The sequence below is a fragment of the Zhihengliuella sp. ISTPL4 genome, assembly GCF_002848265.1.
Taxonomy (GTDB): domain Bacteria; phylum Actinomycetota; class Actinomycetes; order Actinomycetales; family Microbacteriaceae; genus Microbacterium.
In genome coordinates, this window is the sequence record NZ_CP025422.1 from 256107 (window position 1) to 278324 (window position 22218).

The following is a 22218-nucleotide window of genomic DNA, read 5'->3' on the forward strand; positions in this document are numbered from 1 at the left end:
GTCTATGGGAAGTCTCGAGTACAACAGCTCTCGTCCGCCGATCCAGGTCGAGGACACCCTGCTGGCGCATCTGAAGATCGTGATCTCCACGAAACTCCGTCGCCAGGAGAGCTTCATGATGACGTGGCCCTCGGGGAAGAAGAGCCCCGGTCGGCTGTCGGCGTGGATGCACCCGGCCATCCCGCTGGTGCTCGAGTTCGACGCCGAGCCGCCGCCGGCGATCGACCCGGCCCGCGTCAGTCACATGATGGAGCGGCTGAACGCTCGCGGTGAGCTCGTCATCGACGAGTTCACCTCCTGACCCCGCGGCGGATTTCTCAGGGATTCAGACGTCCCAGTCCGGGAGCCCACCGAGGTCTGCGGCGAGGCTTCCCTCGTCGGACGCCTTGACTTGGAAGAGGAACACCCGCGATGTCGGGTGGACGAGGACACTCGCGAGGCCATCGGATGTGGCGAACGAGACGAACGTGGGCTCGGTGCGCGCGGCGGCTTCGATCCGTTCCCGGAGAGCGACGACATCGGTGCCGCGAGGCAGCGGATAGGTCAGCCCGTCGATCTCGACTCTGGCCCGCATCTCATCGTCAGGTCCAGGGCGCATGCGTGACAGGCTATTCCTCGTCGGGACGACCGGACCCGGGGTTGTGCGATTCGCGCGACGGGGGTACAGAGCCCCGACGCTTCGCCCTCCGCGCGCTGATGACGATCACGATGACGGCGACGAGGATCGCCACGCCGACGATGATGGCGATCAGCATCGGAATCGACGGCAGCAGGGGGTTGGGCTCCATGGAGGGGGAGCCTATTGTGTTCCTGCGGTTTTCGATAGGCAGCCCTGCAGCCCGGTGCTGTGGATAACCTCCGCGGCACGGTGGGTCTCCGATGCACACTGGCGGGCATGATCTCTCGTGCGCGTTCGATGCTCCGTGCCTTCCACGACGACGAACGGGGCGACGTCCCCGGCTGGGTGCTCGTGACTCTGATGACCGCAGGGCTGCCAGCGCTAACGCTGTGTGAGTCTTAACCGGGTTTGGCGTTGTCCTAACTGGGATTCGCATGGCGCGGATGAGGTCCGACGCGCGCGCGTGCGCACGCCCTCGCGCGCGCACGCGCGCGGGACGGGTCACACCTTGATCTGTGCGCGGGCGGCCTCAATGAACGCATTACGCTTCGCGAGGCGTTTGTCCTCCAGCGCCTCAACCAGCCCTTTCAGGTCCGCGGACGCCTTCATCGCATCCTGGAACTCGACAGCGCTCTCATAGACGTCGTCCGGTCCGAGAAGGTGCACGGCGGCGATGGCGCGGATCGAATCAGTCGAGACAGTCGAGACCTCCGAGACATCGCCCCGAACAGCCGCACGCATGAAGTTGTCTGTCGCGGCTAGGTGATCCGCGTAGGCGCGTAGGCGCTGATCGCGCGTCCACTTCGAGTGCTCCCGCACGCTCTGGAGCCATGCCCCGAATAACGCAAACGCTCCGGCGAGGAGGGCGCCACCGAAGATCGATAGCCAGGTCATCAGCGGCGAGATTGCGGACTCCTCATTTCCGCCTGAGAGGATCACGAGTCCAGCCCCAGCCCGGGAGGGAAATCTCGAAGCAACGTTCCGAACAACTCGTGCATGCGCTTCCAGCTCGTGCGGCGCATGAGGCGCTGTCGTGTCCACTCCGGGAACGCCTCGGCGATGAAGGGCTCGATGCTATCGGCGATTGTGCGTAGATGTTCGGCGATCTTGAGAGCGTCGGGTGGGCTGGTGTATGCAACCTCATTGAGGTCCGCGCCGTTGGCTCGCTGAGAAGGGCGGGAACTCCTGACGCCGACGTGCGTGCGAGTCGAAGGCACGTACTCCCATCTAGAGTGAACAAAGAAGTTTCGGTGGGGACGCACCGCATCAATGGCGTTGATGAGCGCGGCTAACTTGGTGATCTGGTGATCAGACAGAGCCACGTTGTATTGCGCAACGCGTGCGCAAAGTTGGCACACGCGGGAGAGGTCTTCGCCCGCAGTGATGACTGCGCCGTATGGCGAATCGATGAGTGCTGAGAACAGTTCCCGCATGAGGTCTTCTACCCGAGCGGACTCAGCCGCAATCTCCCCGATTGCCGCGAGCATCGTTCGGGTCGGTTTGGTCGCTTTCTCCGCCATATTCCGCACTCTATCGGCCACGGAGCCTGACGCCCCCGAACGTGCCGATCAGGCCCGCGACGCGCCCGTATTCGCCGCATGCTTCGCGGACGGCGAGCGGGCAGGCCGCGCACGTGCTCGGGCGGACGGTCGCGGGGTCGAGGCCGTCACACGGGACACGCTCGCCGCGTTCGGTGGCACGAAGGAGGGCGATGCCGAGCGTCCGGGCTTCGTCGTTCCCGCGGTACGTCGAGAGGCGCGGTTCGCTCGGGTCACCCACGGGCTCAGTAGTCCGCGCGTTCGAGGAGCGTTCGCAAGCCGTCGAGGTCGAGATGCGCCCACGGTTCCGCGTTCGGGTGCTCGTGGCCTGAGACGGCCCAGCCGTGCACGCCGTCGAGGTCCGGCTCGTACGGGACGCGGCGGCGCATCGCACGGTCGCCGTCGATGAGGTCGAGCACCACGGAGGCCATCGAGTCGCCGAACTCGCGGGCGCGTTCGCACGTCGGGCAGAGATGCGCGCGCATCTGTCGTCCGACGCCGCCGAGGCTTGCTGGGTACAGGTCGTGCGGCGTCCACGGCGTGGCGGTCCGCTTCGCCATCACGGAGCCGAGCCCGCACCAAGCACAGCCGCCCGTCGGGCAGGCGACGGAGCGAGGTGGCATGCGGTCGGCGAGGTGGTCGCCGTACTCGTGGCGAATGTCCGCGCGCAGGTTGGGGCTCACGTGTAGCCACGGCTCGGCGGCGGCGGTCCCGCGCGTGGCATCTTCCTCCCGAACGGGCGCGAACCGCCGGTGCCAGGATGCGGCGGCTCCCCGCGAGGAGAGCCGGTCGAGGAGCGACAGTAGCCCGTCGGCGCTGTACGTCGCGGCGGGCTCCACACCCATCACGGCGAGGGCACGGAACGCCGACGCGATGCGGTGCTGTCCAATGCTCGGCGAGCCAATCATGCGGCGGATGCTGGGGTGCGCGTCCAGAGTGCGGACGGCATGTGCATCGAGGTCGGCACACGCGGGGCACTGTCCGAACGCGACTTCGGACAGTCCTTCGATCAGCCGACCGCGGGGGTCCATCCTCCCGGTGACGGTGAACGTCGTCCGAGGCGCTTCGGGGCCGCACGGGGTGCCGCAGTCCTTGCACGCGACGTGTTCGGCATCGGGCAGGCGGCGGATGCCGAGGGGGAGGGGGCGGGTGTCGGGCGTGGTGGTCGTGGTCATGGTGTGGGCTCTCTCAGAATCGGCGGAGTTCGTCGGGGGTTAGGTCTTGCCAGCCGAGGGCGCGGGGCGCTTTGGCCTCGGGGGGCGTCTCGGCGGGTTTCGGTGCCGGGGGCGGCGTCGGTGCGGCGGCGGCGCGTCGGCGGGCGGCGCGGGCTCGCTTCGCTTCGGCCTCACGCTCCGCGCGCTCTTGCTCGGCGCGGCGCTCCGCGGAGGCGGCGAGTTCGGCGCGGAGGAGCGCATGCGACCACGATTCGCCGCGGTATCGACGCTCAGGCATGGCGGGGCCGTCGGTCGAGGCGGTCGCCGCACACGGCGCGCGCGCCGCGGAAGCAGTACGCGCCAGGAACGGCGTCATGCTCGGCGCACGAGATGGCGAGGGCGGCGGGCATGACCGCGCTTCGGCTGAGTTCGCTCGTGAGCCGCGCGACGGCGGCGGCGTCCGGCGTGGGGTCCGGCTCGCGCTCGGCCTGAACCGTGCTCCGATACCGACCCTCGGCCATCTTCTGATAGACCGTCTCGGTCTTCCGGCGGTGTTCGTCCGAGATATAGCCGGGGTGCCGGGCGAGGTGGATGCGCTCACGGTCATTGTCGGCGGTGCGGTGGCTCATGGTTGGCTCCAGTCGTAGGCGGTGTGGTTCTCGGGGATCGCCGCGAGGGCATCGGCATGCGCTTCGGCGGCGAGGAGTTCGGCGGCGGCGATGAGGCCGGGCACGGTGCGCTCGCCGGTCGCGCGAGCGTCGAGCGTCGGCGTTGTCGGTGGTCGGGTGTACACGTCCGCGCCGATGACGGGCCGGGCGTAGCGGCGAGCCTCGGCGAGTGCCAGGCGTTCGCGCACGTCGGTGACGTGAGCCGCACGGGCGGCGGCTCGGTCGGCGGCGACGCGCTCAGCGGTCACGGCGCGGGCGCGCGCCTCACGCTCGGCGAGGTCCGGCGGTGTGCGTCGTGTCATCGCCATGAGAGCCCCCACGGCGAGGGGCGATGCGCTTGCACGAGTTCGGCGAGCGCGTTGAGGGCCAGCGTGCGCCGTTCCTCGGGTGTCGCGTCCGGCAGGTATGGCGAGGGCGTCACGATGCCGAGCACTTCGCGCTTCCTCGCGAGTGCGGCGAGCGCGTCGAGTGCGGCGTCTACGGTTCCCTGCGGTCGCGGGAGGATACCGAGAGCATCGCGGATGCGAGCCCCGTCGCGTCGTGCGGGTCGGATCATCACGTGAGGAGTTCCCTTCGTTCGGTCGGGCTCAGGAGTGCGGCACCGCCGTCGCGAATCGTCGCCGCGATGCGGGCCGCGCTGTCAGGGGTCAGGCCGAGGGCATCGCGGCCACGGGCGGCGGCGCGTTCCGAGGTGGCGAGAGTCGCGAGGATCGACATGCGAGGCGTGCCGCGGTTGTTCTGGACGCCGTGCCGGTCGAGGTAGCGAGACAGGAGTTCGCACCGCGCCTCGGCACGTGCCCACGCGGTGAGCGCGAACGCGAACCGGTCGAGAGCGAGGTACGGCGCGGCATCGACCGCGGCTTGCACGTACTCGGCGGCGAGCGGGTCTACGATGCCGGAGGAGTGCGCTCCGTGCGTCACGGCCGCAGTGTTCCCGGGCTCGAACGGCGGGCGGCTCCAGTCGTTCCCGGCGGTGCTCGGGTCGGGGGTCGTGGTCGTCATTGTCTCACCTCGGTTAGGGGTCGTCGGGCAGGCTCAGCGAGAGACACCGCCGCGCCCGTCGGGATGTCCACGACGTACTCACCGCCCGGCGCGAACGGATGAGCGGGAACGCGGGCGAGCATCCACTCGGGATCGGCCTCGATCACGTATAGGCACGCCGACGGGCCGTCGTAGCGCTCGCCGTAGAACCGGGCATCGCTCGGCACAGTCGTCCAACTCAGCCCGCGGCTGTACTCGGGGACGGCGCTCCGGTAGAGGGTTCGGGGCTCTCGCGGGCGCATCTGAGGTGCGCGCGCGCCGCCGTAGAGGTAGCCGACCTCGCGGAACAGGCGCACCCATTCGTCGCGCGGGAGTTCGCGGAGAGGCCAGCCATTCGGCCCCGCACCTTTCGCCCACGACACGCTCAGGATCACGGCCAGGGCGTCAAGTGCGAGGCCGGTGCGGTGGCGGTCGGCGAACAGGTCGGGAAGGTCGGCGGGCGGGCGAGGTCGCCGCCCCTCCTCACGCAGGAGGGCGAACCATTCGCGCGGTGTCATGGCAGGCTCCAGCCGGTCGGGGCGGTGGCATCGAGAGCGAACATCGGTTCGGGCTCCGGGGCGGGGTCGGGACGAACGGGCGCGGCTCGCTCCGGCTTGCGAATCGGCGTCAGGGCGAGGCCGATGACGGCGCGACGCTCGGCGGCGTGCTCGGCGTCCGTCGCGGCTCGGCAGAGGTCGCACGCGGGCGAGTAGTCGGCGAGGTCGAGCGAGTAGGACACGCGGCGGCGCTCGCTGTTCGTGCCGGTCACGCGGTCACCGTTCGGAGCAGTGCAGGCCCAGCCGGTCGCGCGCCGACCGCACCGGAAGCATGGCAGGCCAGCCGCGGAGCCTCGCGCTCGCCGCAGACGGGCGTGGATGGCTCCGTACGTTGGCACGTCCGCGGCGTACGCCGTCGCGCGGGCCACGAGGCGACGGAACGCGCCGCGATCCGCCCGCTGTGAGGGCGTCAGCGAGCGAACGGGAACGGGTCGGGGTGATTGGTCGTGCGGGCCGCTCATCGCGTCATAGGGCCGCACAGCGGATCGACCTCGCGCGCGCGGCGTTTCGAGCCCTACGCGCGCGAGGGTCTGGAGGGGCGAGGGCGCGGTCATCGTTCGGTGTCCTCGGGGCAGTCGTCGCACGGCGGGGTTGTCGCGGTGACGGTGTAGGCGTTGAGCACGTGCCACACGTCGTAGATCGCGTCCGCGCCGTAGGCGTCGAGGTGTGCCATCACGGCGGTTGCCATCTCGGCCCATGAGGCTTCGCGGCTCATCGCTCCCACCTCGCTACGGCGTCGGCGAGGTCGTCGCGGTTAGCGAGGAGTGTGAGCCCAAGCGGGAGGTTCCCCGGCATCTCGGCGCGGGCGGCTTCGATGATCGCGGCGGCGCTGTATCGACCGCCGAGGCGGCGGGAGAGGACTTCGACGGCGGCGGGGTCGAGTGTCGCGAGTGCGGCGGCTCGGAGCGCTCGCTCGGCGTCAGCCGTAGCGGAGGCGGATGCCTCGGCGGCGAGGCGAGCGTCACGGCATCCGATGCAGGGTGGCGGCTCGGCTGTGCCGCGGTGTCGAGGGCATCGAGCATCGGCGAGGGGCGCGCTCGCGCGCGTCTCCTCCTCTGTGTCTCCTCGGTCCTCCTTGGCTGACCGCTGAGCGGTTACCTTTCCGACCGCTGAGCGGTTACCTTTCTGTCGCTCAGCGGTCACCTTTCCGCCGTCATTGCTGACCGGTGAGCGGTCACCTTTCTCGGCAAGGGTGAGCGCGTAGCGAGCCGCCCCGGATCGGTTGCCGCCCTCGGCGAGCACAGCGAGTTTCGCCGCGACGATGGCCGCCGTGGCACGCCTGACCGCCGAGCGCCCGGCGGTGTCGTCATCGCATCCGAGCGCCGCGCACCGGTCAGCCATCGTGAGGCGTGCCCACGGCGTCGCGTCGCTGTCGCGGGCGCTCAGCGCGAGGCGCACGAGGAGCCGCGTCGGCGCGTGGCCGAGCCCGACACGGTGTGCCGCATCGAGAGCGGCGGATACGAGAGACGCGCCCATGATCACGCACCGCGGAGGCGGGCGGCGAGGCGGGCGCACTGCTCATCGGTCAGCGGCGGCGCGGTCGAGAGCGCGCGGGCGATGGCGGCGGCGATGTTCGCCTCGGCGAGGTCGCGGCGACGGTCGGCGATGGCCTCGGGAGGCTCTTTCAGCCGGGACGCGGTGGCGAGACGCGAGCGCGCTTGGTGCGGGGTCGGGATTCCGGGCACGGCGAACCTTTCGATTCGCCGCGGGATGACTCGCCAACAGTCCGGCTGGGGTGAACTACTTCCGTAAGTCTACGTCACCCTCTCAGAAACACCTACTGATCAGGGGAAACCCAAACCGTGGTTAGGACGCTTCGGCGGGCTCGGCGGGGGTGTCGCGCCACGCGAACGCCATGCGGTCGAGGTCGGGAATCGGCTTGCCGTCGGCGTCACGCGGGCGGCGACCGGGGCGAGTCTTGCCGATGGTCACGACGAGGCCGAGGTCTTCGATCACACGGCGCTTTTCGAGGAGCGGCATCCGACGCCAGCGCGTCGGGATCGACCGGGCTAGGGCGAGGTCAGTGAGGGGGCTCTCGCGGCGCATCGCGGTCAGGCGCTTCTCCAGAGTCTCGATCTTGTCGGCGAGGGCGAGCCCGCGCTGTCGAGCCTCGGCACGGGGGAGCGCGCCGTCAGCCACGAGGCCGATGAGTGCGCGGTGGCGTTCGCGGAGCGTGTCGAGTTCGGCGACCACGGGCGCGGTGTTCGGCTCGGCGCGGAGGTCTTTCAGCACGCGCTTATCGCCGAGCCGGGCGAGCACGATGCCGTTGACGACGGGCTCCACGTCCGCGGCTTGGATCGACACGCACCAATTCGCCGTGCAGGCGTACACCTGCTTGCCCCGGTCGGGCCGGGCGAGCATCCGACCGCCGCACACGCCGCACACGAGGAGGCCGCTCAGGAGGTGCTTCGTCGCGGTGCTCCACGCGCCCTCACGGGTGCGACCGTCGCGCATCGCGAGATAGTCGCTCCAGGTGCGAGAGTCGATCAGCGGCTCCCACGTCGGCTCGGCGTCGATGCGCTCGCCGAGGTAGGTCACGATGCCCGCGTAGTGCTCGTTGCGGAGGAGTTGCTGAACGCGGCGCATCGACCACACGGTGCGCTCGCCCTCGGCGGCGTTGGTGTCGTGCGTCGGCACGCCGCGGGCGTTGAGGTCGTTCGCGATGGCGTAGAGGCTTTCCCCGGCGTTGTACCGGCGGTAGCACTCGCGCACGATGTCGGCTTCGTGCGGCACGGGCACGATCTGACCGTCGATGCGGTCGTAGCCGAACGGGCGGCGGGAGAACTGCCAGTGCCCAGCCTCGGCGCGCTGCCGGTTCGCGGCGTACTGCCGTTCGGCTTTCTGCTCGCCCTCGTACTGCGACCATGCGGCGACGGTGCGAGCGACCGCGCGACCGGCGGGCGTGGAGAGGTCTAGACCGCCCTTCGAGGAGGTCACGAAATGCACATCGACGCCGAGGTCGATCACGCGCTCCAGGTCGCTCGTGAGGCGGAGGAGGCGGTCTTGGTGCCACGAGATGATCACTTCGGGGTGCGCGGCGAGCATCGCCTCGAACTCCGGGCGGCTCTTTCCGTTCGTCGCCGAGATGTCGTTGTCGGTGTACACGTGCACGACGCGGAGGCCGAGACGTGCGGCGAGGTCGCGGCACTCGGGGAGTTGCCGATCTACGCCGAGCATCTGCCCCGTACGGTCCTGCGAGATGCGGAGGTAGATCACGCACGTGTCGGGGCCGAGGTGGTCGAGCGGGCTCGCGGGTCGCCTACGTCGTGTTGCCATACGTCGATAATACGCCGTCACGGTTATCACCGGTCTCGTCGTGCTCATTTGGGCGGTCGCCGGGCCCGCGCTCACGTCCCTGTTCGAGCAGGCCATCCAGCGGGTGTCGGGGCTCTGACATGCGTGTGGCCGCGGCGGTGAGCGAAGAGCGCGGGTCGAACCCGGTGGAATTCGTGCTCGTCGGCACGCTTCTCACCGCGCTCACGCTCGCGGTGCTGCAGCTCGCGTTCGCGATCTACGTGCGCAACGTCGTCCACGACGCGGCCGTCGAGGGGGCGTACTACGCGGCTCTCGCGGACACGACCCCCGCGGAGGGGGAGGAGCGGGCGCGCGAGGTCATCCGTCGCGCGGTGGGCCCCTCCTACTCGGACGACATCGCCGTCAGCTCGGCGCGGCGGGAGGGGCAGGAGACCGTCGTGGTCAGGATCCGGACGACTCTCCCGGTGTTCGGCCTCCTCGGTGTCCCGGCCGCTTTGCAGGTCGAGGCCGACGCACCGGCGGAGTCGTTCGATGCGCGATGACACGGGATCGAGCTCGCTCGAGTTCATCGCGGTCGGAGTGATCATGCTCGTGCCGCTGCTGTACCTCGTGATCGCGGTGGGTTCGGTGCAGGAGCAGTCGCTGGGCGTCGAGGCCGCGGCACGACAGGCCGCCCGTGCCATCGCTTCGGCACCTGACACCGCGCACGCCGCGGCCCGCGCGGATCAGGTGCTGGAGGGGATCGTCGCGGAGTACGGCATCGATCCCGGAGCGATCGACGTCGGGGTGGCCTGTCGCCCCGATTCGTCGCCCTGCCCGGCGGCCGGAGCGACGGTGGTGGTCACGGTCTCGACGAGTGTGCCGCTGCCGCTGGTGCCCGGAGTGCTCGGGCTCGATCAGGCGACGTCCGTCCCCGTGGAGGCCGTGTCGGTGCAGAAGGTCTCCCGGCGATGGAGCGGCGGATGAAGCCGCGAATGCTCGACGCGGACCAGCGCGGAAAAGGTGACGAGGGGAGCGTCCTCCTGCTCGTCCTCGGCTACCTGATCCTCGCGCTCGCCGTGCTGTTCGTGTGTGCGTGCGCCACCGACCTCTACATCTCCCAGAAGCGCCTGGACGGGCTCGCCGATGCGGCGGCGCTCGCCGGAGCGGACGGCTTCCTGCTGCAGGTGGAGGGGGAGACGCCGCGCGCGACGCTCACTGACGCGCGGGTCGCCGAGCAGGCGATGCCGCTCGTCCGCGACGCGGGGTTCGAGGCGACCGTCATCGATGCGGGCACTCCGGACGGCGTCAGCGCGCGCGTCACGGTCGCGGCGCTCTGGCATCCGCCCCTGCTCTCGCCTTTCGTGCCCGACGGGGTGACGCTGCAGGCGACGGCGACGAGCCGCACGGCGCTGCGCTGAACGACCGACCGGCTCAGTCGTCGGGCGAGGCCGGGGGAGTGCGCGGAACGAACCGGGGGATCCAGCGGAGGAACCCGGCGGCGCCGACGAGCCCGATCAGCCCCATGGCCCCGGCCGCGAACGAGAGGGACGCGACCGCGGTGATGCCCGAGACGAGGAGCGGAGCGACCGCGCCGCCGGCATCGGTCAGCGTGCGCCACGACCCGAGGAACGCAGCGGGGTCGTGCTTCGGGGCGACATCAGCGCCGAGGGTCAGGAGGATGCCGCTGGACAGCCCGTTGCCGACACCGAGGACCGCAGCGAACATCCCGAACCAGAGCACCGCGGAGTCGACGTCGTGCGTGAACGACAGGGCGAGGAACCCGGCGCCCATCAGCACCATCGCGGGCATCGCCGCCCAGAGCCGCCCGAAGCGGTCCATCACCTGACCGCTGGCGTAGAAGAGGGCGAAGTCGATGGCGCCGGAGACACCGACGACGAGGGCGATGGTCGAGGCGTCAAGGCCCAGCGAGAGGCCCCACAGCGGGAGGACGACCTGCCGCGCCGACCGCACCGCCGAGAGCGAGGCCGCGGCGAGTCCGAGCCGGCCGAGCACTCCGCGCTGCCGCCACATCGTCTGGAAGATCCCGACCCGCTCGATGGTCGGGATCGACCCGCTCACGGCCTCGCCGCTGTCCTCCGCGAACCGGACGGTCGTCCGCAGCGGGGCGACGGTCTTCTCCGGATCCGGTCCGAAGAGCACGAGCACGACCATGACCACGAGGCAGACGAGGAAGAACCAGATCGCCGCCGCCTCGGTGCCGAAGAGCTGCAGGAGACCGGCGGAGACGAACGGGCCGATGAAGATGCCCAGGCGGAAGCTGCCGCCGAGCAGGGAGAGCGAGCGGGCGCGGAACGCCAGCGGCACCCGCGTGGTCATGAACGCGTGCCGGGCGAGCCCGAACGCGGCGGCGCACAGCCCGAGGAGGAACACCGACGCCGCGAGGACCCCGAGCGACGGCGCGAAGACCATCCCGACGGCGGCGAGAATCGCGATGACGCCCGCGATCACCATCGTGAAGCGCTCGCCGATGCGGCCCACCGCCCAGCCGGCCGGGAGGTTGCCGCAGAGCTGGCCGACCACGAGCGCCGACGCGACCAAGGCCGCGAAGGCGACATCGGCGCCCATGGACGCGGCGATGACCGGGATGAGCGGGATGACCGCGCCCTCGCCGAGCGAGAAGAGGACGGTCGGCAGGTACACCATCGGCCCGAACTGGCGGAGGACCGTGGATGCACTGCTCACGCCCCTCACGCTACTCCGGTCAGCGTGGGGCCCCGGACATGGCCGTCCCCGCGCGCGCGGGCGGCACGTTAGGCTGAGGTGTCATGCTCGAACTAGATCTCTCCGCCGAAATCCAGGCGCTCAGGCACACCTTCGGCGACATCAGCGAGGTCGTCGATGTCAACCGTCTCCGCGAGGACATCGCGCGTCTCAGCGAGGAGGCCGGCGCGCCCGACCTCTGGGACGACACCGAGAACGCCCAGAAGGTCACCAGCGCCCTGAGCCACCGCCAGTCGGAGCTCGCCCGCATCACCGGCATCGCGCAGCGTCTCGACGACCTCGAGGTGCTCGTCGACCTCGCGAACGAGATGGGCGATGAGGAGTCGGCCGTCGAGGCGCGCAAGGAGCTCCAGACCCTCACCGACCTCATCAACCAGCTCGAGGTGCAGACGCTGCTCGACGGCGAGTACGACGAGCGCAGCGCGATCGTCACCATCCGCTCCGGCGCCGGCGGCGACGACGCCACCGACTTCGCCGAGATGCTCATGCGCATGTATCTGCGCTGGGCGGAGCGCCACAAGTACCCCGTGAAGGTCATGGACACCTCGTACGCCGAGGGCGCCGGCATCAAGTCGGCGACCTTCGAGATCGACGCGCCCTACGCCTTCGGCACGATCTCCGTCGAGGCCGGCACGCACCGTCTCGCCCGGATCAGCCCGTTCGGCTCCGCGGACAAGCGTCAGACGTCGTTCGCGGCCGTCGAGGTCATCCCGCTCATGGAGGAGGCGACCGAGGTCGACATCCCCGAGAGCGACATCCGTGTCGACGTCTTCCGTTCCTCGGGCCCCGGTGGGCAGTCCGTCAACACGACCGACTCCGCCGTGCGCATCACGCACCTCCCGACCGGCATCGTCGTGTCGATGCAGAACGAGAAGTCGCAGATCCAGAACCGCGCCGCGGCCATGCGGGTGCTGCAGAACCGCCTGCTCCTGCTGCAGAAGGAGCAGGAGGCCGCCAAGAAGAAGGAACTCGCGGGCAACATCACCGCGAGCTGGGGCGACCAGATGCGCTCCTACTTCCTCTACGGCCAGCAGCTCGTCAAGGACCTCCGCACGGGTCAGGAGTCCGGCAACCCGGCCGCGGTGTTCGACGGCGACCTCGACGACTTCATCTCGGCGGGCATCCGCTGGCGTAAGCGCAAAGACGAGGACTGACCCACACGTCGAAGGCCCCGGAAGCTTCCGGGGCCTTCGTCGTGTGTCGAGGGAGCCTCAGCGTGCCGACGCCTCGACGGTCACGCGGGCGGCCTCCTGCAGCATCTCGTTCGTGATGACGATCACGTAGGACGGACTCTCGGCGACATCGAACGAGACGGTGCCCTCCGCCGTCGTCCCGGCGTTCTGCTCGGTGGACTCCAGCGTCGCGTCGCCGAAGATGTCGTCGTCGCCCTCGACGCCGTCTGCCGTCTCGACGGAGAAGTAGGTCGGGTGGACGTAGGTGGTCCCCTCGAGTGTCTCCCAGGTGAGATCGATCACCAGGTAACCGCCGTTCGCGGCCTCGAAGTCCGTGCCGTTGGTCGGACCGAACGTGGCTGAACGGATCGTGACCTCGGCCGTGCCTGACAGCTGCGACACGGTCACAGGCTCGCCGAGCGTTCCCTCGACGACCTCGCCCGCACCCGCGTCGCCGGTGTCATCGGCCTCCGGTGCCGGGCTCTGGCTCGTGCCCTCGTCGTAATCCGGAAGTGTGACCGGGCGCACCGTGTTCGCGACGGCCAGGACGAAGATGATGCTCACGACGATCGCGACGATCCCGCCGAGCACGGACACCCCGAGGCCGGTGATTCCCGGCCATTTGGCACCCTTCAGGAACAGGGAGATCAGCGAGACGATGAAGCCGGCCGCGAGGAGGAACCAGGCGAACGGAAGCGTCACGGGAATGAACGCGAGGATGAGACCGAGCGCGGCAAGCCCGAGGCCGACGAGGCCGACCACCGACATCTTCTTCGGTCCCGCGGGCGCCGGTGCCTGGCCCGGGTAGGGTGCCTGTCCGGGATACGGTGCCTGTCCGGGATACCCACCCGGACCGCCGGGCGCCTGCCCCGGGTAACCACCCGCGTGCGGCTGGCCCTGGTACGTGCCGGCCGCCGGGTACGCGCCATGGCCCTGGTAGGCGGTGTGACCGGGAGAAGACGGCGCTGCCGGCGGATACGCCGCGGGGCCGCCGTCGGCACCGGCGGGCGGGATGATCGGTGCTGCTCCGGGAAGGTCGTGCGCGCCGCTGGCCGGCGCTGTCCAGTCCTGCGCGGGCTCCGGGGAGACGATGAGATCGGTGGCGGGCTCGTCCGGAGCGATCTCGCGCTCGGCGACCGCCTCGGGAGCGGAAGACTCCTCGGACGCGGCCGGCTCCTCCGTCACGAGCGCGCTCGACGCCTCCTCCGTCGCCGTGGGGATGCTCTCCTCGGCGGCGCTCTCCGCGGTCGTGTCCTCGGCGGCCGTGGTGGTCGTGTCCTCGGTCGGCGCGGTGGCCTCGGGGGCGAAGTGTTCGGTCCACTGCTGGCCGTCCCACCAGCGCAGGCGCCCGGAGCCGTCGTCGTACCATCCAGCAGGTGTCGTCATGGGGATCCCCTCCGTGTGCGCTCGCGTGGTGCACGCGAATCGACACTCCATGTATAGCAGCGGGTGGCGACCACGGTGAGGCGGGAAGAGGCGGAGGAATACCCGGGCGGCCTCCGGCGCGGCGGGGTGTCGCACCGGGGAGCGGGCGATGCCGCGCTTAGGCTCGAATCGCCATGATTCGGTTCGAGAACGTCACGAAACGCTACCGCGGGACGTCGAAGCCCGCGCTCTCCGGTGTCGACTTCGAGGTACAGCGCGGGGAGTTCGTCTTCCTGGTCGGCGCCTCCGGGTCCGGCAAGTCCTCCTGTCTGCGCCTGATCCTGCGTGAGGATGTGCCGACGACGGGCCGCGTCGCCGTCCTCGGCCGAGACCTCCGCGCTCTGGCGAACCGGAAGGTGCCGTACTTCCGTCGGCACATCGGCTCGGTGTTCCAGGACTTCCGTCTGCTGTCGTCCAAGACCGTGTACCAGAACGTCGCCTTCACGCTGCAGGTCACCGGCTCCTCTCGGGGCTTCATCCAGCAGGCGGTGCCCGAGGCGCTCGCTCTCGTCGGGCTCGACGGCAAAGAGAAGCGCATGCCGCACGAGCTCTCCGGTGGTGAGCAGCAGCGCGTGGCGATCGCCAGGGCGCTCGTCAACCGCCCCCAGGTGCTGCTCGCGGACGAGCCGACCGGAAACCTCGACCCCGCGACCTCCGTCGACATCATGCAACTGCTCGCCCGGATCAACGCGGGCGGCACCACGGTCCTCATGGCCACGCACGAGGCCGGTTTCGTCGATCAGATGCGTCGCCGCGTGATCGAGCTCCGCGACGGTGAGATGGTCCGCGACGAGGTGCACGGCGGATACGGCGACACCTCGAACATCCCGCGCCTGGTGCCGGAAGAGGTCCGCGGGGCCGCGGCCGCCGCCGCGCTCACGGCCGTGCAGGAGGTGCAGCGGCAGACCGCCGACCTGTCCGTGGTCCGTGCCGCTCTGGCCGAGGAGCTGGACGCGCAGCGCCGCGCCGCCGCCGCGTCTCCCGCGGTCACCAAGCCTGCGGCCGCTTCTGTTCCGCAGGTCGTCGAGCCGCCGGAGCCCGCGCGCGAGCCCGGAGTGGTCGAACCGCCGGACGTCGTGCAGCCTCCCGCGACGCCGCAGCCGGTCGCCGAGCGCCCCGCGCCCGCCCGTCCGCGGACGCATCCGATCGTGATCCCGGAGGTGGACGTCGCCGAGCTCGGCGTCGCCGACCGCCTCGGGCTGTCTGACCAGGACGACCAGGAAGTGGGTCCGACCTCGTGAGAATCGGGCTGATCCTGACCGAGGCCCTCGTCGGCCTGCGGCGCAATATCTCGATGGTGATCTCCGTCGTGCTCGTCACGTTCGTGTCGCTGACGTTCGTCGGTGCCGCGATCCTCATGCAGTCGCAGATCGGCGTCATGCGCGGCTACTGGGCCGAGCGCGCCCAGGTGGCCGTCTACATGTGCTCGGCGGTGTCGGAGTCGGACACGTGCGTGGACGGCGCCGCGAGCGAGGAGCAGGTCGCCGCTGTCCGCGCCCAGCTCGAGGGCGACGCGCTGTCCCCGCTCATCAGCTCCATGACCTTCGACACGAAGGAGGAGACGTACGCCAAGCTCGTCGAGCAGGTGGGGGAGGAGCAGGCCAGTGTGCTCTCGCCCGACCAGGCGTTCGAGGTCTTCTTCGTGACCATGAAGGACCCTGGACAGTCACAGGTCCTCGCCGAGGCGTTCAGTGGTCAAGCGGGCGTCGAACAGGTGCAGGACCAGCTCCAGTACCTCGAACCGCTCTTCTCCGCACTGACCGTCGCGACCTACATCGCCGTTGGTATCGCGGTCCTCATGCTCATCGCCGCGACGCTGCTGATCGCCACGACCATCCGCCTGTCCGCCTACGCACGACGCAAGGAGATCGGGATCATGCGTCTGGTCGGAGCGTCGAACCGCTTCATCCAGACGCCGTTCGTGCTGGAGGGCGTGTTCGCCGCGCTGCTGGGCTCCGCCCTCGCCAGTGCCGCGGTCGTCGCCGGTATGCACTTCGGTGTCAACGGCTATCTGCGGGGGCGTGTGCCCTTCATCACGACCTGGGTGACCATGCAGGACGCCTTCCTCGTGGTCCCCGTCCTCGTCGGGATCGGTGTGGTGCTGGCGGCGCTGTCGGCCGGCTTCGCGATCCGGCGCTGGCTGCGCACCTGATACCCTGAAAGGCTGCTCGACCGATCCGCTGTCGAGCCGTCCACAGCACCACAGCACAGGAGATCATCATGCCCAGGGAACGCGGGGAGAAGGTCATCGCGACCAATCGTCGCGCGCGTCACGACTACAACATCGAGAAGTCGTACGAGGCGGGGATGGTGCTCACCGGCACCGAGGTGAAATCGCTTCGCCAGGGCCGCGCGAACCTCAGCGACGGGTACGCCTTCGTGAAGGGCAACGAGGTCTTCCTCGACGCCGTGCACATCCCGGAGTACTCGCAGGGTCACTGGACGAACCACTCGGCCAAGCGCATCCGCAAGCTCCTCCTGCACCGCGAGGAGATCGCGAAGCTCGCGCACGCGGTCTCCGCGGGCGGGTACACGCTCATCCCGCTGAAGCTGTACTTCTCGGACGGCCGCGCGAAGGTCGAGATCGCGCTGGCGAAGGGCAAGCGCGAGTACGACAAGCGCCAAGCCCTCCGCGAGCGTCAGGACACCCGCGAGGCCGAGCGCGCGATGCGCCTGCGCAACCGGGTCGGCGAGTAGCCGCCTCGGTTCAGAGGCTCGGCGTGAAGCCGAACACCCGGCCGAGGAACGCGAGCTCCCGTTCCAGCGCGTCGACGATCGTCTCCGCGCTGCGGAACCCGTGTCCCTCGCCCGGGTAGAGCACGTACTCGTGGTCGATGCCGTTCGCCGCGAGCGCGTCGCGGAGCGCCTCGGACTGGGAGGGCGGCACGACGCGGTCCTCGCCGCCCTGCAGCAGCAGCACCGGCACGTCGATGCGGTCGGCGTGCGTCAGGGGCGAGCGTTCGATGTACACGTCCTCGGCGTCGGGGAGGGGGCCCACGAGGCCGTCGAGGTACGACGCCTCGAAGTCATGGGTCTCGGCGGCGAGCAGGCGCAGGTCCGCGACGCCGTAACGGCTGATGCCGGCCGCGAAAGCGCCGCCCCGAACGAGCGCGGAGAGCACCGTCCAGCCTCCGGCCGAGCCCCCGCGGATCGCGATGCGGGCGGGGTCGGCGAGACCGGCATCCGCGAGTCCGCGGGCGGCCGCGATCACGTCGTCCACGTCCACGACCCCCCACTGCCCCTGCAGGCGGTCACGGTACGCGCGACCGTAGCCGGTGGACCCGCCGTAGTTCACGTCGAGGACGCCGATGCCGCGGCTCGTGAAGAACGCGATCGAGGCGGACGCCGCGCCCGTGACGTGGGCGGTCGGACCGCCGTGCACGAGCACGACGTAAGGGGGGAGCTCGCCGTCGGCGCCGCCCGGGGCGCCCGGCGCGGCGGGCGGATACGCGAAGGCGTGCACCGGACCGTGAGCGCCCTCCACGACGAGCTGCTGTGCGCCCGGCATCCACGCCTCGTCGACCGGAGCGCCACCGGTGACGGTGTCGACGGCACCGCTGTCCACGTCGACGCACCAGATGCCGGAGGTCACGCGCGAGCCCTCACCGCTGAGGAGCACGCGGGAGCCGGACACGTCGTCCACACTGAGATGCCCGTCACCCGGAACCGGGATGGCGCGCGTCTCGCCGTCCGGAGACACCAGCTGCACCTCGTCGCGTCCGTTGGTGCGTACGGCCACGAGGCGCCCGTCGTCCAGCAGCTGGAACCAGCGGTTGCCGAGCACCCAGAGGCCGTAGCCGGTGTCCGCGTCGGACGAGGTCAGCGGGCGTGAGGCGCCGGGCTGGAGGCCGTCGAACGTGAGGTGCTGGAGCTGCCAGCGCCCCGAGGCGTCATCGGCGAACACGAGCGCGTCAGGCCCGGTCCATTCCGGCTGCAGGGCGGCGGAGGCGGGGACCCGGCTGACCTTTCCTCCGACCACCGATCCGATCGCGAGCGCCGCGCTCTCCCAGGGCATGCTGTCCGCCTGCCACTCGACCCAGGCCACTCGGTTGCCGTCCGGCGAGAGGGCGGGATGGGCGAAGAACCCGGGGCCCTCGACGATAACGCGCACCGCGGAGGCATCCTCGGCGGCGGAGCCGTCCACGGGGATCTCCACGATGCCCCGGCGATGCGGGACGACCGAGAGGTCTTCCCGGACCGCCAGCAGACGGCCGCTCTGGACACGCAGCCCGCCGTACGACGGGCCGGCGGCGGTGAGGGGCCGGGGCTCCGCGCCACGATCCATCCGGTGAACGCGCTGATCCGCTCCCGAGACGAAGTAGAGGGTGTCGCCGTCGACCGTCCACGCGCCGCCCCCGTACTCGTGCACGCGAGAGCGGGCGTTCCACGGTGTGGGCAGGATCTCCGCCCCCGTCGAGCTGCGCACCGTCACGCGTCCGCCCTCGGCGGGCACGGACTCGCCCCACCACACCTCGTCACCCACGAAGCGGGCGCCGTCGATGCGCGGGGCCGCCCCGGCGACGGCGGCGGCGGTGAAGGGGGAGGACCAGGAACCGAACGCGGTGGACATGCCTCGAGCCTATGGGCGGTGACACACGACGTCACACTCGTGCGGCGGGCCGAGGGCGTGTTCTAGGTTTCTGGAAACGCCCGGTTCACCCCGGGCGTGGAGCGACAGCCGAGCCCGGCACCCGCCCGCGAACGACGTGCTCTTCGTCGTGCGCGGACCCCGGCCCCTGTCCCCTGGAGAGAAGATGTCTTCCGCGTTCGACGCCTCCCGCGCCTCCCGTGTGCCGTTCTCCTTCGAGCTGTATCCGCCGCGCTCGGAGTCCAGCGAGGAGGCGCTGCACGAGACGGTCCGCCGCCTCGCCGCCGCCGGGCCGGAGTTCCTCTCGGTGACCTATGGCGCCGGCGGCTCGACGGGAGGGCGCTCCCTCGACGTGCTGCGCTTCATCCGCGAGCAGACCGACGTCGAGCCGCTCGCGCACCTCACCTGCGTCGGCAACACCTACGCCGGAGCCACGGCTCTCATCCGCGAGTTCCTCGACGCCGGGATCCTCCGCTTCCTCGCTCTGCGCGGCGACCCGCCCGTGGGTCAGACCGAGCCGTTCCTCGGCGACCTGGAGAGCGCCGCCCAGCTCGTGCAGCTCATCGATCGTGTCCAGGCCGAGCGCGCCCCCTATCAGGAGTCGCCGGTCCCCGGCCTGCCGGGAGCCGCGCTCGTCGCCCCCCGACAGAAGGTCGACATCGCGGTGGCCGCGTTCCCGAAGGGGCACCCGCGGGCGACGCACCGCACACAGGACGTCGAGGCGCTCCTGGCCAAGCAGGCGGCGGGGGCGACCTTCGCCATCACGCAGCTCTTCTTCCACCCGGACGACTACCTGGCTTTCGTGGAGCGTGCGCGTGCCGGCGGCGTCACCATTCCGATCCTCCCCGGCATCATGCCGATCACCTCGCCGGCGCGGCTGGCCAGGGTGCTGGAGCTCACCGGCGAGGATCTGCCGAGCGAATTGGCGATCGCCCTCGACGTCGAGCCCACCGCCGAGGGGCGCCGGGAGATCGGCATCTCCTGGGCCGCGCGGCTCGCCGCCGACGTCGTCGCCGGCGGCGCCCCCGGCGTGCACCTGTACGCCTTCAACCAGCACGAGACCGTCCTGACCGTCCTCGCCGAAGCCGGCATCCTCCCCGCGCTCCGGCACTAGTCCCCGCCGAAAGGAAACACCATGACCGCATTCCCCGAGGGCACCATCCTCGGCTACCCCCGCATCGGCCGCCGCCGCGAGCTCAAGAAAGCCGTCGAGGCGTTCTGGGCGGGGCGCATCGACGAGCAGGAGCTGGAGCGGACGACCGCGGCGCTGCGCGCAGCGACCCGTGAGCGCCTGGCGGACCTCGGCCTCGGCCGCACGGACTCGGCCATCCCGGAGTCCTTCTCGTACTACGACCAGGTCCTCGACGCCGCCGCCACTGTTGGCGCGATCCCCGCCCGCTTCGACGATCTCCGCGAGGCCGACGGGTCGATCGGCCTCTCCGCGCTGTTCACCGTCGCCCGCGGTGAGGGCGAGCGAGCGCCGCTGGAGATGACGAAATGGTTCGATTCGAACTACCACTACCTCGTGCCCGAGATCGGTCCGGAGACGGTGTTCTCTCTCGCCAGCGACCGGCTCGTGCGCGAGGTCACCGAGGCCGTCACCGCCGGCTTCGTCACCCGCCCCGTGGTCGTCGGGCCGGTGACGCTGCTCGCGCTGGCGAAGGCCTCGGATGACGCGCCGGAGGGCTTCGACCCGCTTTCGCGCCTGGAGGACGTGCTGCCGGTCTACGTCGATCTGCTCGCCCGCTTGCGCGCCGCGGGTGCCGAGTGGGTGCAACTCGACGAGCCCGCGCTCGTGAGCGAGTCCCTGCCGGCCACGACCGCTCGGCTCACATCGGCTGCGGAGCGTGCGCTCGCGGTGCTGGGGAACGCCGAGGAGCGTCCGTCGATCCTTGTCGCGGCCCCGTATGCGAGCCTCGGTGAGACGTTCGCGACCGTGGCCGCCGCGCCCGTCGAGGCCATCGCCGTCGACCTCGTCCGCGGCACCGTTCCTGACGCGGTGCCGGGCCTCGAGGGCAAGACCCTCGTCGGCGGCGTGATCGACGGGCACAACATCTGGCGCGGCGACCTCTCCGCGGCGTTCGCCGCGCTGGAGGCACTCCGCGCGCTCGGTGCCCCGGTGTCGGCATCGACGTCGACCTCCCTTCTGCACGTGCCGCACGACGTGGAGGACGAGACGGCGCTCGACGCGCGCCTCGTTTCCTGGCTGGCCTTCGCGGACCAGAAGGTGCAGCAGGTCGTCACACTCGCCCGCGGGCTCTCCGAGGGGCGCACGGCGATCGAGGGTGAGCTGGACGCCGCGACGGCTGCGCTGCAGGACCGCCTCTCGGCTCCCGGCGTGCGCGACGGTGCGGTGCGCACCCGCACGCTGACCGACGCCGACTTCGCCCGCGCGCCGTACGCGGAGCGGGAGGAGGCGCAGAACGTCCTCGGCCTGCCCGCGCTGCCGCTGACGACGATCGGTTCGTTCCCGCAGACCGGTGACATCCGCCGGGCCCGCGCGCAGTTCCTCCGCGGCGAGATCCCCGAGGACGACTACGAGGAGTTCCTGCGCCGTGAGGTGGCGGCGGTCGTCTCCCTGCAGGAGGACCTCGGCCTCGACGTCCTCGTGCACGGCGAGCCCGAGCGCAACGACATGGTGCAGTATTTCGCGGAGCACCTCGACGGCTTCGCGGTCACCGAGCACGGGTGGGTGCAGTCGTACGGCTCCCGCGCCACGCGTCCGTCGATCCTGTGGGGCGACGTCTCGCGTCCGGCCCCGATCACGGTCGGCTGGTCCGCCTACGCCCAGTCGCTCACCGCGAAGCACATGAAGGGGATGCTCACCGGCCCGGTCACGATCCTGGCGTGGTCCTTCGTCCGCGACGACCAGCCCCTGGCCGAGACGGCGAACCAGGTCGCGCTTGCCCTGCGCGACGAGATCGCCGACCTTGAGGCCGCCGGCATCCAGGTGATCCAGGTCGACGAGCCGGCGCTCCGGGAGCTGCTCCCGCTGAAGCAGGCCGACCAGCCGGCGTACCTCGACTGGTCCGTGGCCTCGTTCCGGCTGGCCACGGGCGGCGCTGTGGCGGCGACCCAGGTGCACACGCACCTCTGTTACTCGGAGTTCGGCGTCGTCATCGACGCCATCCGTGCGCTCGACGCGGACGTCACGTCGATCGAGGCGGCGCGCAGCCGTATGGAGGTCGTCGCGGACATCGCGGAGGTCGGCTTCGATCACGGCATCGGCCCCGGGGTCTACGACATCCACTCACCCCGCGTGCCGACGGTCGAGGAGGTCGAGTCCCTGCTGCGTCGCGCGGTCGACGAGATCCCGCTCCGGCAGCTCTGGGTGAACCCGGACTGTGGCCTGAAGACCCGCGGCTACGCCGAGACCACGGCGTCCCTGCGGAACATCGTCGAGGCCACCCGTCGGGTGCGCGAGGACGTGGTGGTCACGGCCTGACGCGGCTGTCCACCGACACGACGAAGGCCCTCCCGGTGTACCGGGAGGGCCTT

Annotated in this window: 29 protein-coding genes; 10 read left to right on the plus strand and 19 right to left on the minus strand. The window is 70.6% G+C overall.

Translation table 11 applies throughout. The features are described 5' to 3' along the window. The first annotated feature begins 4 nt into the window (after positions 1–4). Positions 5–301 (plus strand): DUF7882 family protein, encoded by a 297-nt coding sequence (locus CYL12_RS01195; protein WP_101844794.1) that lies wholly within the window; start codon positions 5–7, stop codon positions 299–301. 24 nt (positions 302–325) lie between these two features. Here CYL12_RS01195 and CYL12_RS01200 read toward each other — a convergent pair whose 3' ends face one another. From CYL12_RS01200 to CYL12_RS01270, 16 genes are all read right to left on the minus strand, one after another. After that, entirely contained in the window at positions 326–598 is a 273-nt protein-coding gene (locus CYL12_RS01200; protein WP_158297052.1) for a hypothetical protein, read from the minus strand. 10 nt (positions 599–608) lie between these two features. Then, entirely contained in the window at positions 609–788 is a 180-nt protein-coding gene (locus tag CYL12_RS01205; protein ID WP_101844798.1) for a hypothetical protein, read from the minus strand. Between the two features lie 332 nt (positions 789–1120). Continuing rightward, positions 1121–1558 (minus strand): hypothetical protein, encoded by a 438-nt coding sequence (locus tag CYL12_RS01210; protein ID WP_101844800.1) that lies wholly within the window; start codon positions 1556–1558, stop codon positions 1121–1123. Further along, entirely contained in the window at positions 1555–2139 is a 585-nt protein-coding gene (locus tag CYL12_RS01215) for a hypothetical protein (protein WP_158297053.1), read from the minus strand. The genes CYL12_RS01210 and CYL12_RS01215 overlap by 4 nt, the downstream gene beginning before the upstream one ends. A 263-nt stretch (positions 2140–2402) precedes the next feature. Further along, complete coding sequence (locus CYL12_RS01225) at positions 2403–3332, minus strand: hypothetical protein (protein ID WP_101844806.1); 930 nt, start codon at positions 3330–3332, stop codon at positions 2403–2405. Positions 3333–3345: 13 nt separating this feature from the next. Next, positions 3346–3609 carry a hypothetical protein gene (locus CYL12_RS17055; RefSeq protein ID WP_158297054.1) on the minus strand — a complete coding sequence of 88 codons (264 nt, stop codon included), beginning with the start codon at positions 3607–3609 and terminating at the stop codon, positions 3346–3348. Then, positions 3602–3940: a hypothetical protein gene (locus tag CYL12_RS01230; protein ID WP_101844809.1), complete on the minus strand. Its 339-nt coding sequence runs from the start codon at positions 3938–3940 to the stop codon at positions 3602–3604. Before CYL12_RS01230 ends, CYL12_RS17055 begins: the two co-directional genes overlap by 8 nt. After that, positions 3937–4287, minus strand: coding sequence for a hypothetical protein (locus CYL12_RS01235; RefSeq protein WP_101844811.1), 351 nt, complete (start codon positions 4285–4287; stop codon positions 3937–3939). Before CYL12_RS01235 ends, CYL12_RS01230 begins: the two co-directional genes overlap by 4 nt. Then, positions 4278–4535: a hypothetical protein gene (locus tag CYL12_RS01240; protein ID WP_101844813.1), complete on the minus strand. Its 258-nt coding sequence runs from the start codon at positions 4533–4535 to the stop codon at positions 4278–4280. The genes CYL12_RS01235 and CYL12_RS01240 overlap by 10 nt, the downstream gene beginning before the upstream one ends. Further along, complete coding sequence (locus CYL12_RS01245; protein WP_101844814.1) at positions 4535–4981, minus strand: hypothetical protein; 447 nt, start codon at positions 4979–4981, stop codon at positions 4535–4537. The genes CYL12_RS01240 and CYL12_RS01245 overlap by 1 nt, the downstream gene beginning before the upstream one ends. After that, positions 4978–5517 carry a hypothetical protein gene (locus CYL12_RS01250; protein ID WP_101844816.1) on the minus strand — a complete coding sequence of 180 codons (540 nt, stop codon included), beginning with the start codon at positions 5515–5517 and terminating at the stop codon, positions 4978–4980. The genes CYL12_RS01245 and CYL12_RS01250 overlap by 4 nt, the downstream gene beginning before the upstream one ends. After that, positions 5514–5768 (minus strand): hypothetical protein, encoded by a 255-nt coding sequence (locus CYL12_RS01255; RefSeq protein WP_101844818.1) that lies wholly within the window; start codon positions 5766–5768, stop codon positions 5514–5516. The genes CYL12_RS01250 and CYL12_RS01255 overlap by 4 nt, the downstream gene beginning before the upstream one ends. A gap of 338 nt (positions 5769–6106) precedes the next feature. After that, positions 6107–6271, minus strand: coding sequence for a hypothetical protein (locus CYL12_RS17060; RefSeq protein WP_158297056.1), 165 nt, complete (start codon positions 6269–6271; stop codon positions 6107–6109). Beyond that, complete coding sequence (locus CYL12_RS01260) at positions 6268–6954, minus strand: hypothetical protein (RefSeq protein ID WP_158297057.1); 687 nt, start codon at positions 6952–6954, stop codon at positions 6268–6270. Before CYL12_RS01260 ends, CYL12_RS17060 begins: the two co-directional genes overlap by 4 nt. An 80-nt stretch (positions 6955–7034) precedes the next feature. Continuing rightward, positions 7035–7241 (minus strand): hypothetical protein, encoded by a 207-nt coding sequence (locus CYL12_RS01265; RefSeq protein WP_101844821.1) that lies wholly within the window; start codon positions 7239–7241, stop codon positions 7035–7037. 121 nt (positions 7242–7362) lie between these two features. Then, a complete protein-coding gene (locus tag CYL12_RS01270) occupies positions 7363–8832 on the minus strand; it encodes a recombinase family protein (protein WP_158297059.1) in 1470 nt (489 codons plus the stop codon). A gap of 119 nt (positions 8833–8951) precedes the next feature. Here CYL12_RS01270 and CYL12_RS01275 point away from each other — a divergent pair, with 119 nt between their 5' ends. The 3 genes from CYL12_RS01275 to CYL12_RS01285 are packed head-to-tail and all read left to right on the plus strand — an operon-like array spanning position 8952 to position 10211. Next, positions 8952–9353 carry a TadE/TadG family type IV pilus assembly protein gene (locus tag CYL12_RS01275; protein WP_199399168.1) on the plus strand — a complete coding sequence of 134 codons (402 nt, stop codon included), beginning with the start codon at positions 8952–8954 and terminating at the stop codon, positions 9351–9353. After that, positions 9343–9777 carry a TadE family protein gene (locus tag CYL12_RS01280; RefSeq protein WP_101844825.1) on the plus strand — a complete coding sequence of 145 codons (435 nt, stop codon included), beginning with the start codon at positions 9343–9345 and terminating at the stop codon, positions 9775–9777. Before CYL12_RS01275 ends, CYL12_RS01280 begins: the two co-directional genes overlap by 11 nt. Further along, positions 9774–10211, plus strand: coding sequence for a pilus assembly protein TadG-related protein (locus CYL12_RS01285; RefSeq protein ID WP_233486802.1), 438 nt, complete (start codon positions 9774–9776; stop codon positions 10209–10211). Before CYL12_RS01280 ends, CYL12_RS01285 begins: the two co-directional genes overlap by 4 nt. 13 nt (positions 10212–10224) lie before the next feature. Here CYL12_RS01285 and CYL12_RS01290 read toward each other — a convergent pair whose 3' ends face one another. Continuing rightward, positions 10225–11457, minus strand: a complete 1233-nt coding sequence (locus tag CYL12_RS01290) for an MFS transporter (protein WP_101848623.1) — start codon at positions 11455–11457, stop codon at positions 10225–10227. Between the two features lie 122 nt (positions 11458–11579). Here CYL12_RS01290 and prfB point away from each other — a divergent pair, with 122 nt between their 5' ends. After that, the gene (gene prfB / locus CYL12_RS01295; RefSeq protein WP_062636637.1) at positions 11580–12689 is read left to right on the plus strand and encodes a peptide chain release factor 2; all 1110 of its coding nucleotides are present in this window, start codon (positions 11580–11582) and stop codon (positions 12687–12689) included. A 57-nt stretch (positions 12690–12746) separates the two neighbouring features. Here the strand turns inward: prfB and CYL12_RS17385 are convergent, their stop codons facing one another. Further along, positions 12747–14093, minus strand: a complete 1347-nt coding sequence (locus CYL12_RS17385) for a DUF2510 domain-containing protein (protein ID WP_233486803.1) — start codon at positions 14091–14093, stop codon at positions 12747–12749. 173 nt (positions 14094–14266) lie between these two features. On the opposite strand from CYL12_RS17385, the gene ftsE reads away from it, so the two are divergent. The 3 genes from ftsE (at position 14267) to smpB (ending at position 16829) form a co-directional block, all read left to right on the plus strand. Next, positions 14267–15373 carry a cell division ATP-binding protein FtsE gene (gene ftsE / locus CYL12_RS01305; protein ID WP_101844829.1) on the plus strand — a complete coding sequence of 369 codons (1107 nt, stop codon included), beginning with the start codon at positions 14267–14269 and terminating at the stop codon, positions 15371–15373. Further along, the gene (ftsX, locus tag CYL12_RS01310; RefSeq protein WP_101844830.1) at positions 15370–16284 is read left to right on the plus strand and encodes a permease-like cell division protein FtsX; all 915 of its coding nucleotides are present in this window, start codon (positions 15370–15372) and stop codon (positions 16282–16284) included. The genes ftsE and ftsX overlap by 4 nt, the downstream gene beginning before the upstream one ends. Positions 16285–16352: 68 nt before the next feature. Then, positions 16353–16829 (plus strand): SsrA-binding protein SmpB, encoded by a 477-nt coding sequence (gene smpB / locus CYL12_RS01315; RefSeq protein WP_101844832.1) that lies wholly within the window; start codon positions 16353–16355, stop codon positions 16827–16829. A 10-nt stretch (positions 16830–16839) separates the two neighbouring features. On the opposite strand, the gene CYL12_RS01320 is transcribed toward smpB, so the two are convergent. After that, on the minus strand, positions 16840–18702 hold the full coding sequence (locus tag CYL12_RS01320; RefSeq protein ID WP_101844834.1) for a dipeptidyl-peptidase 5: 1863 nt from the start codon (positions 18700–18702) through the stop codon (positions 16840–16842). A 184-nt stretch (positions 18703–18886) separates the two neighbouring features. Here CYL12_RS01320 and CYL12_RS01325 point away from each other — a divergent pair, with 184 nt between their 5' ends. Further along, positions 18887–19834 (plus strand): methylenetetrahydrofolate reductase, encoded by a 948-nt coding sequence (locus tag CYL12_RS01325; RefSeq protein WP_101844836.1) that lies wholly within the window; start codon positions 18887–18889, stop codon positions 19832–19834. A 21-nt stretch (positions 19835–19855) separates the two neighbouring features. Then, positions 19856–22165 carry a 5-methyltetrahydropteroyltriglutamate--homocysteine S-methyltransferase gene (gene metE, locus CYL12_RS01330; RefSeq protein WP_101844838.1) on the plus strand — a complete coding sequence of 770 codons (2310 nt, stop codon included), beginning with the start codon at positions 19856–19858 and terminating at the stop codon, positions 22163–22165. Positions 22166–22218: the final 53 nt, after the last annotated feature.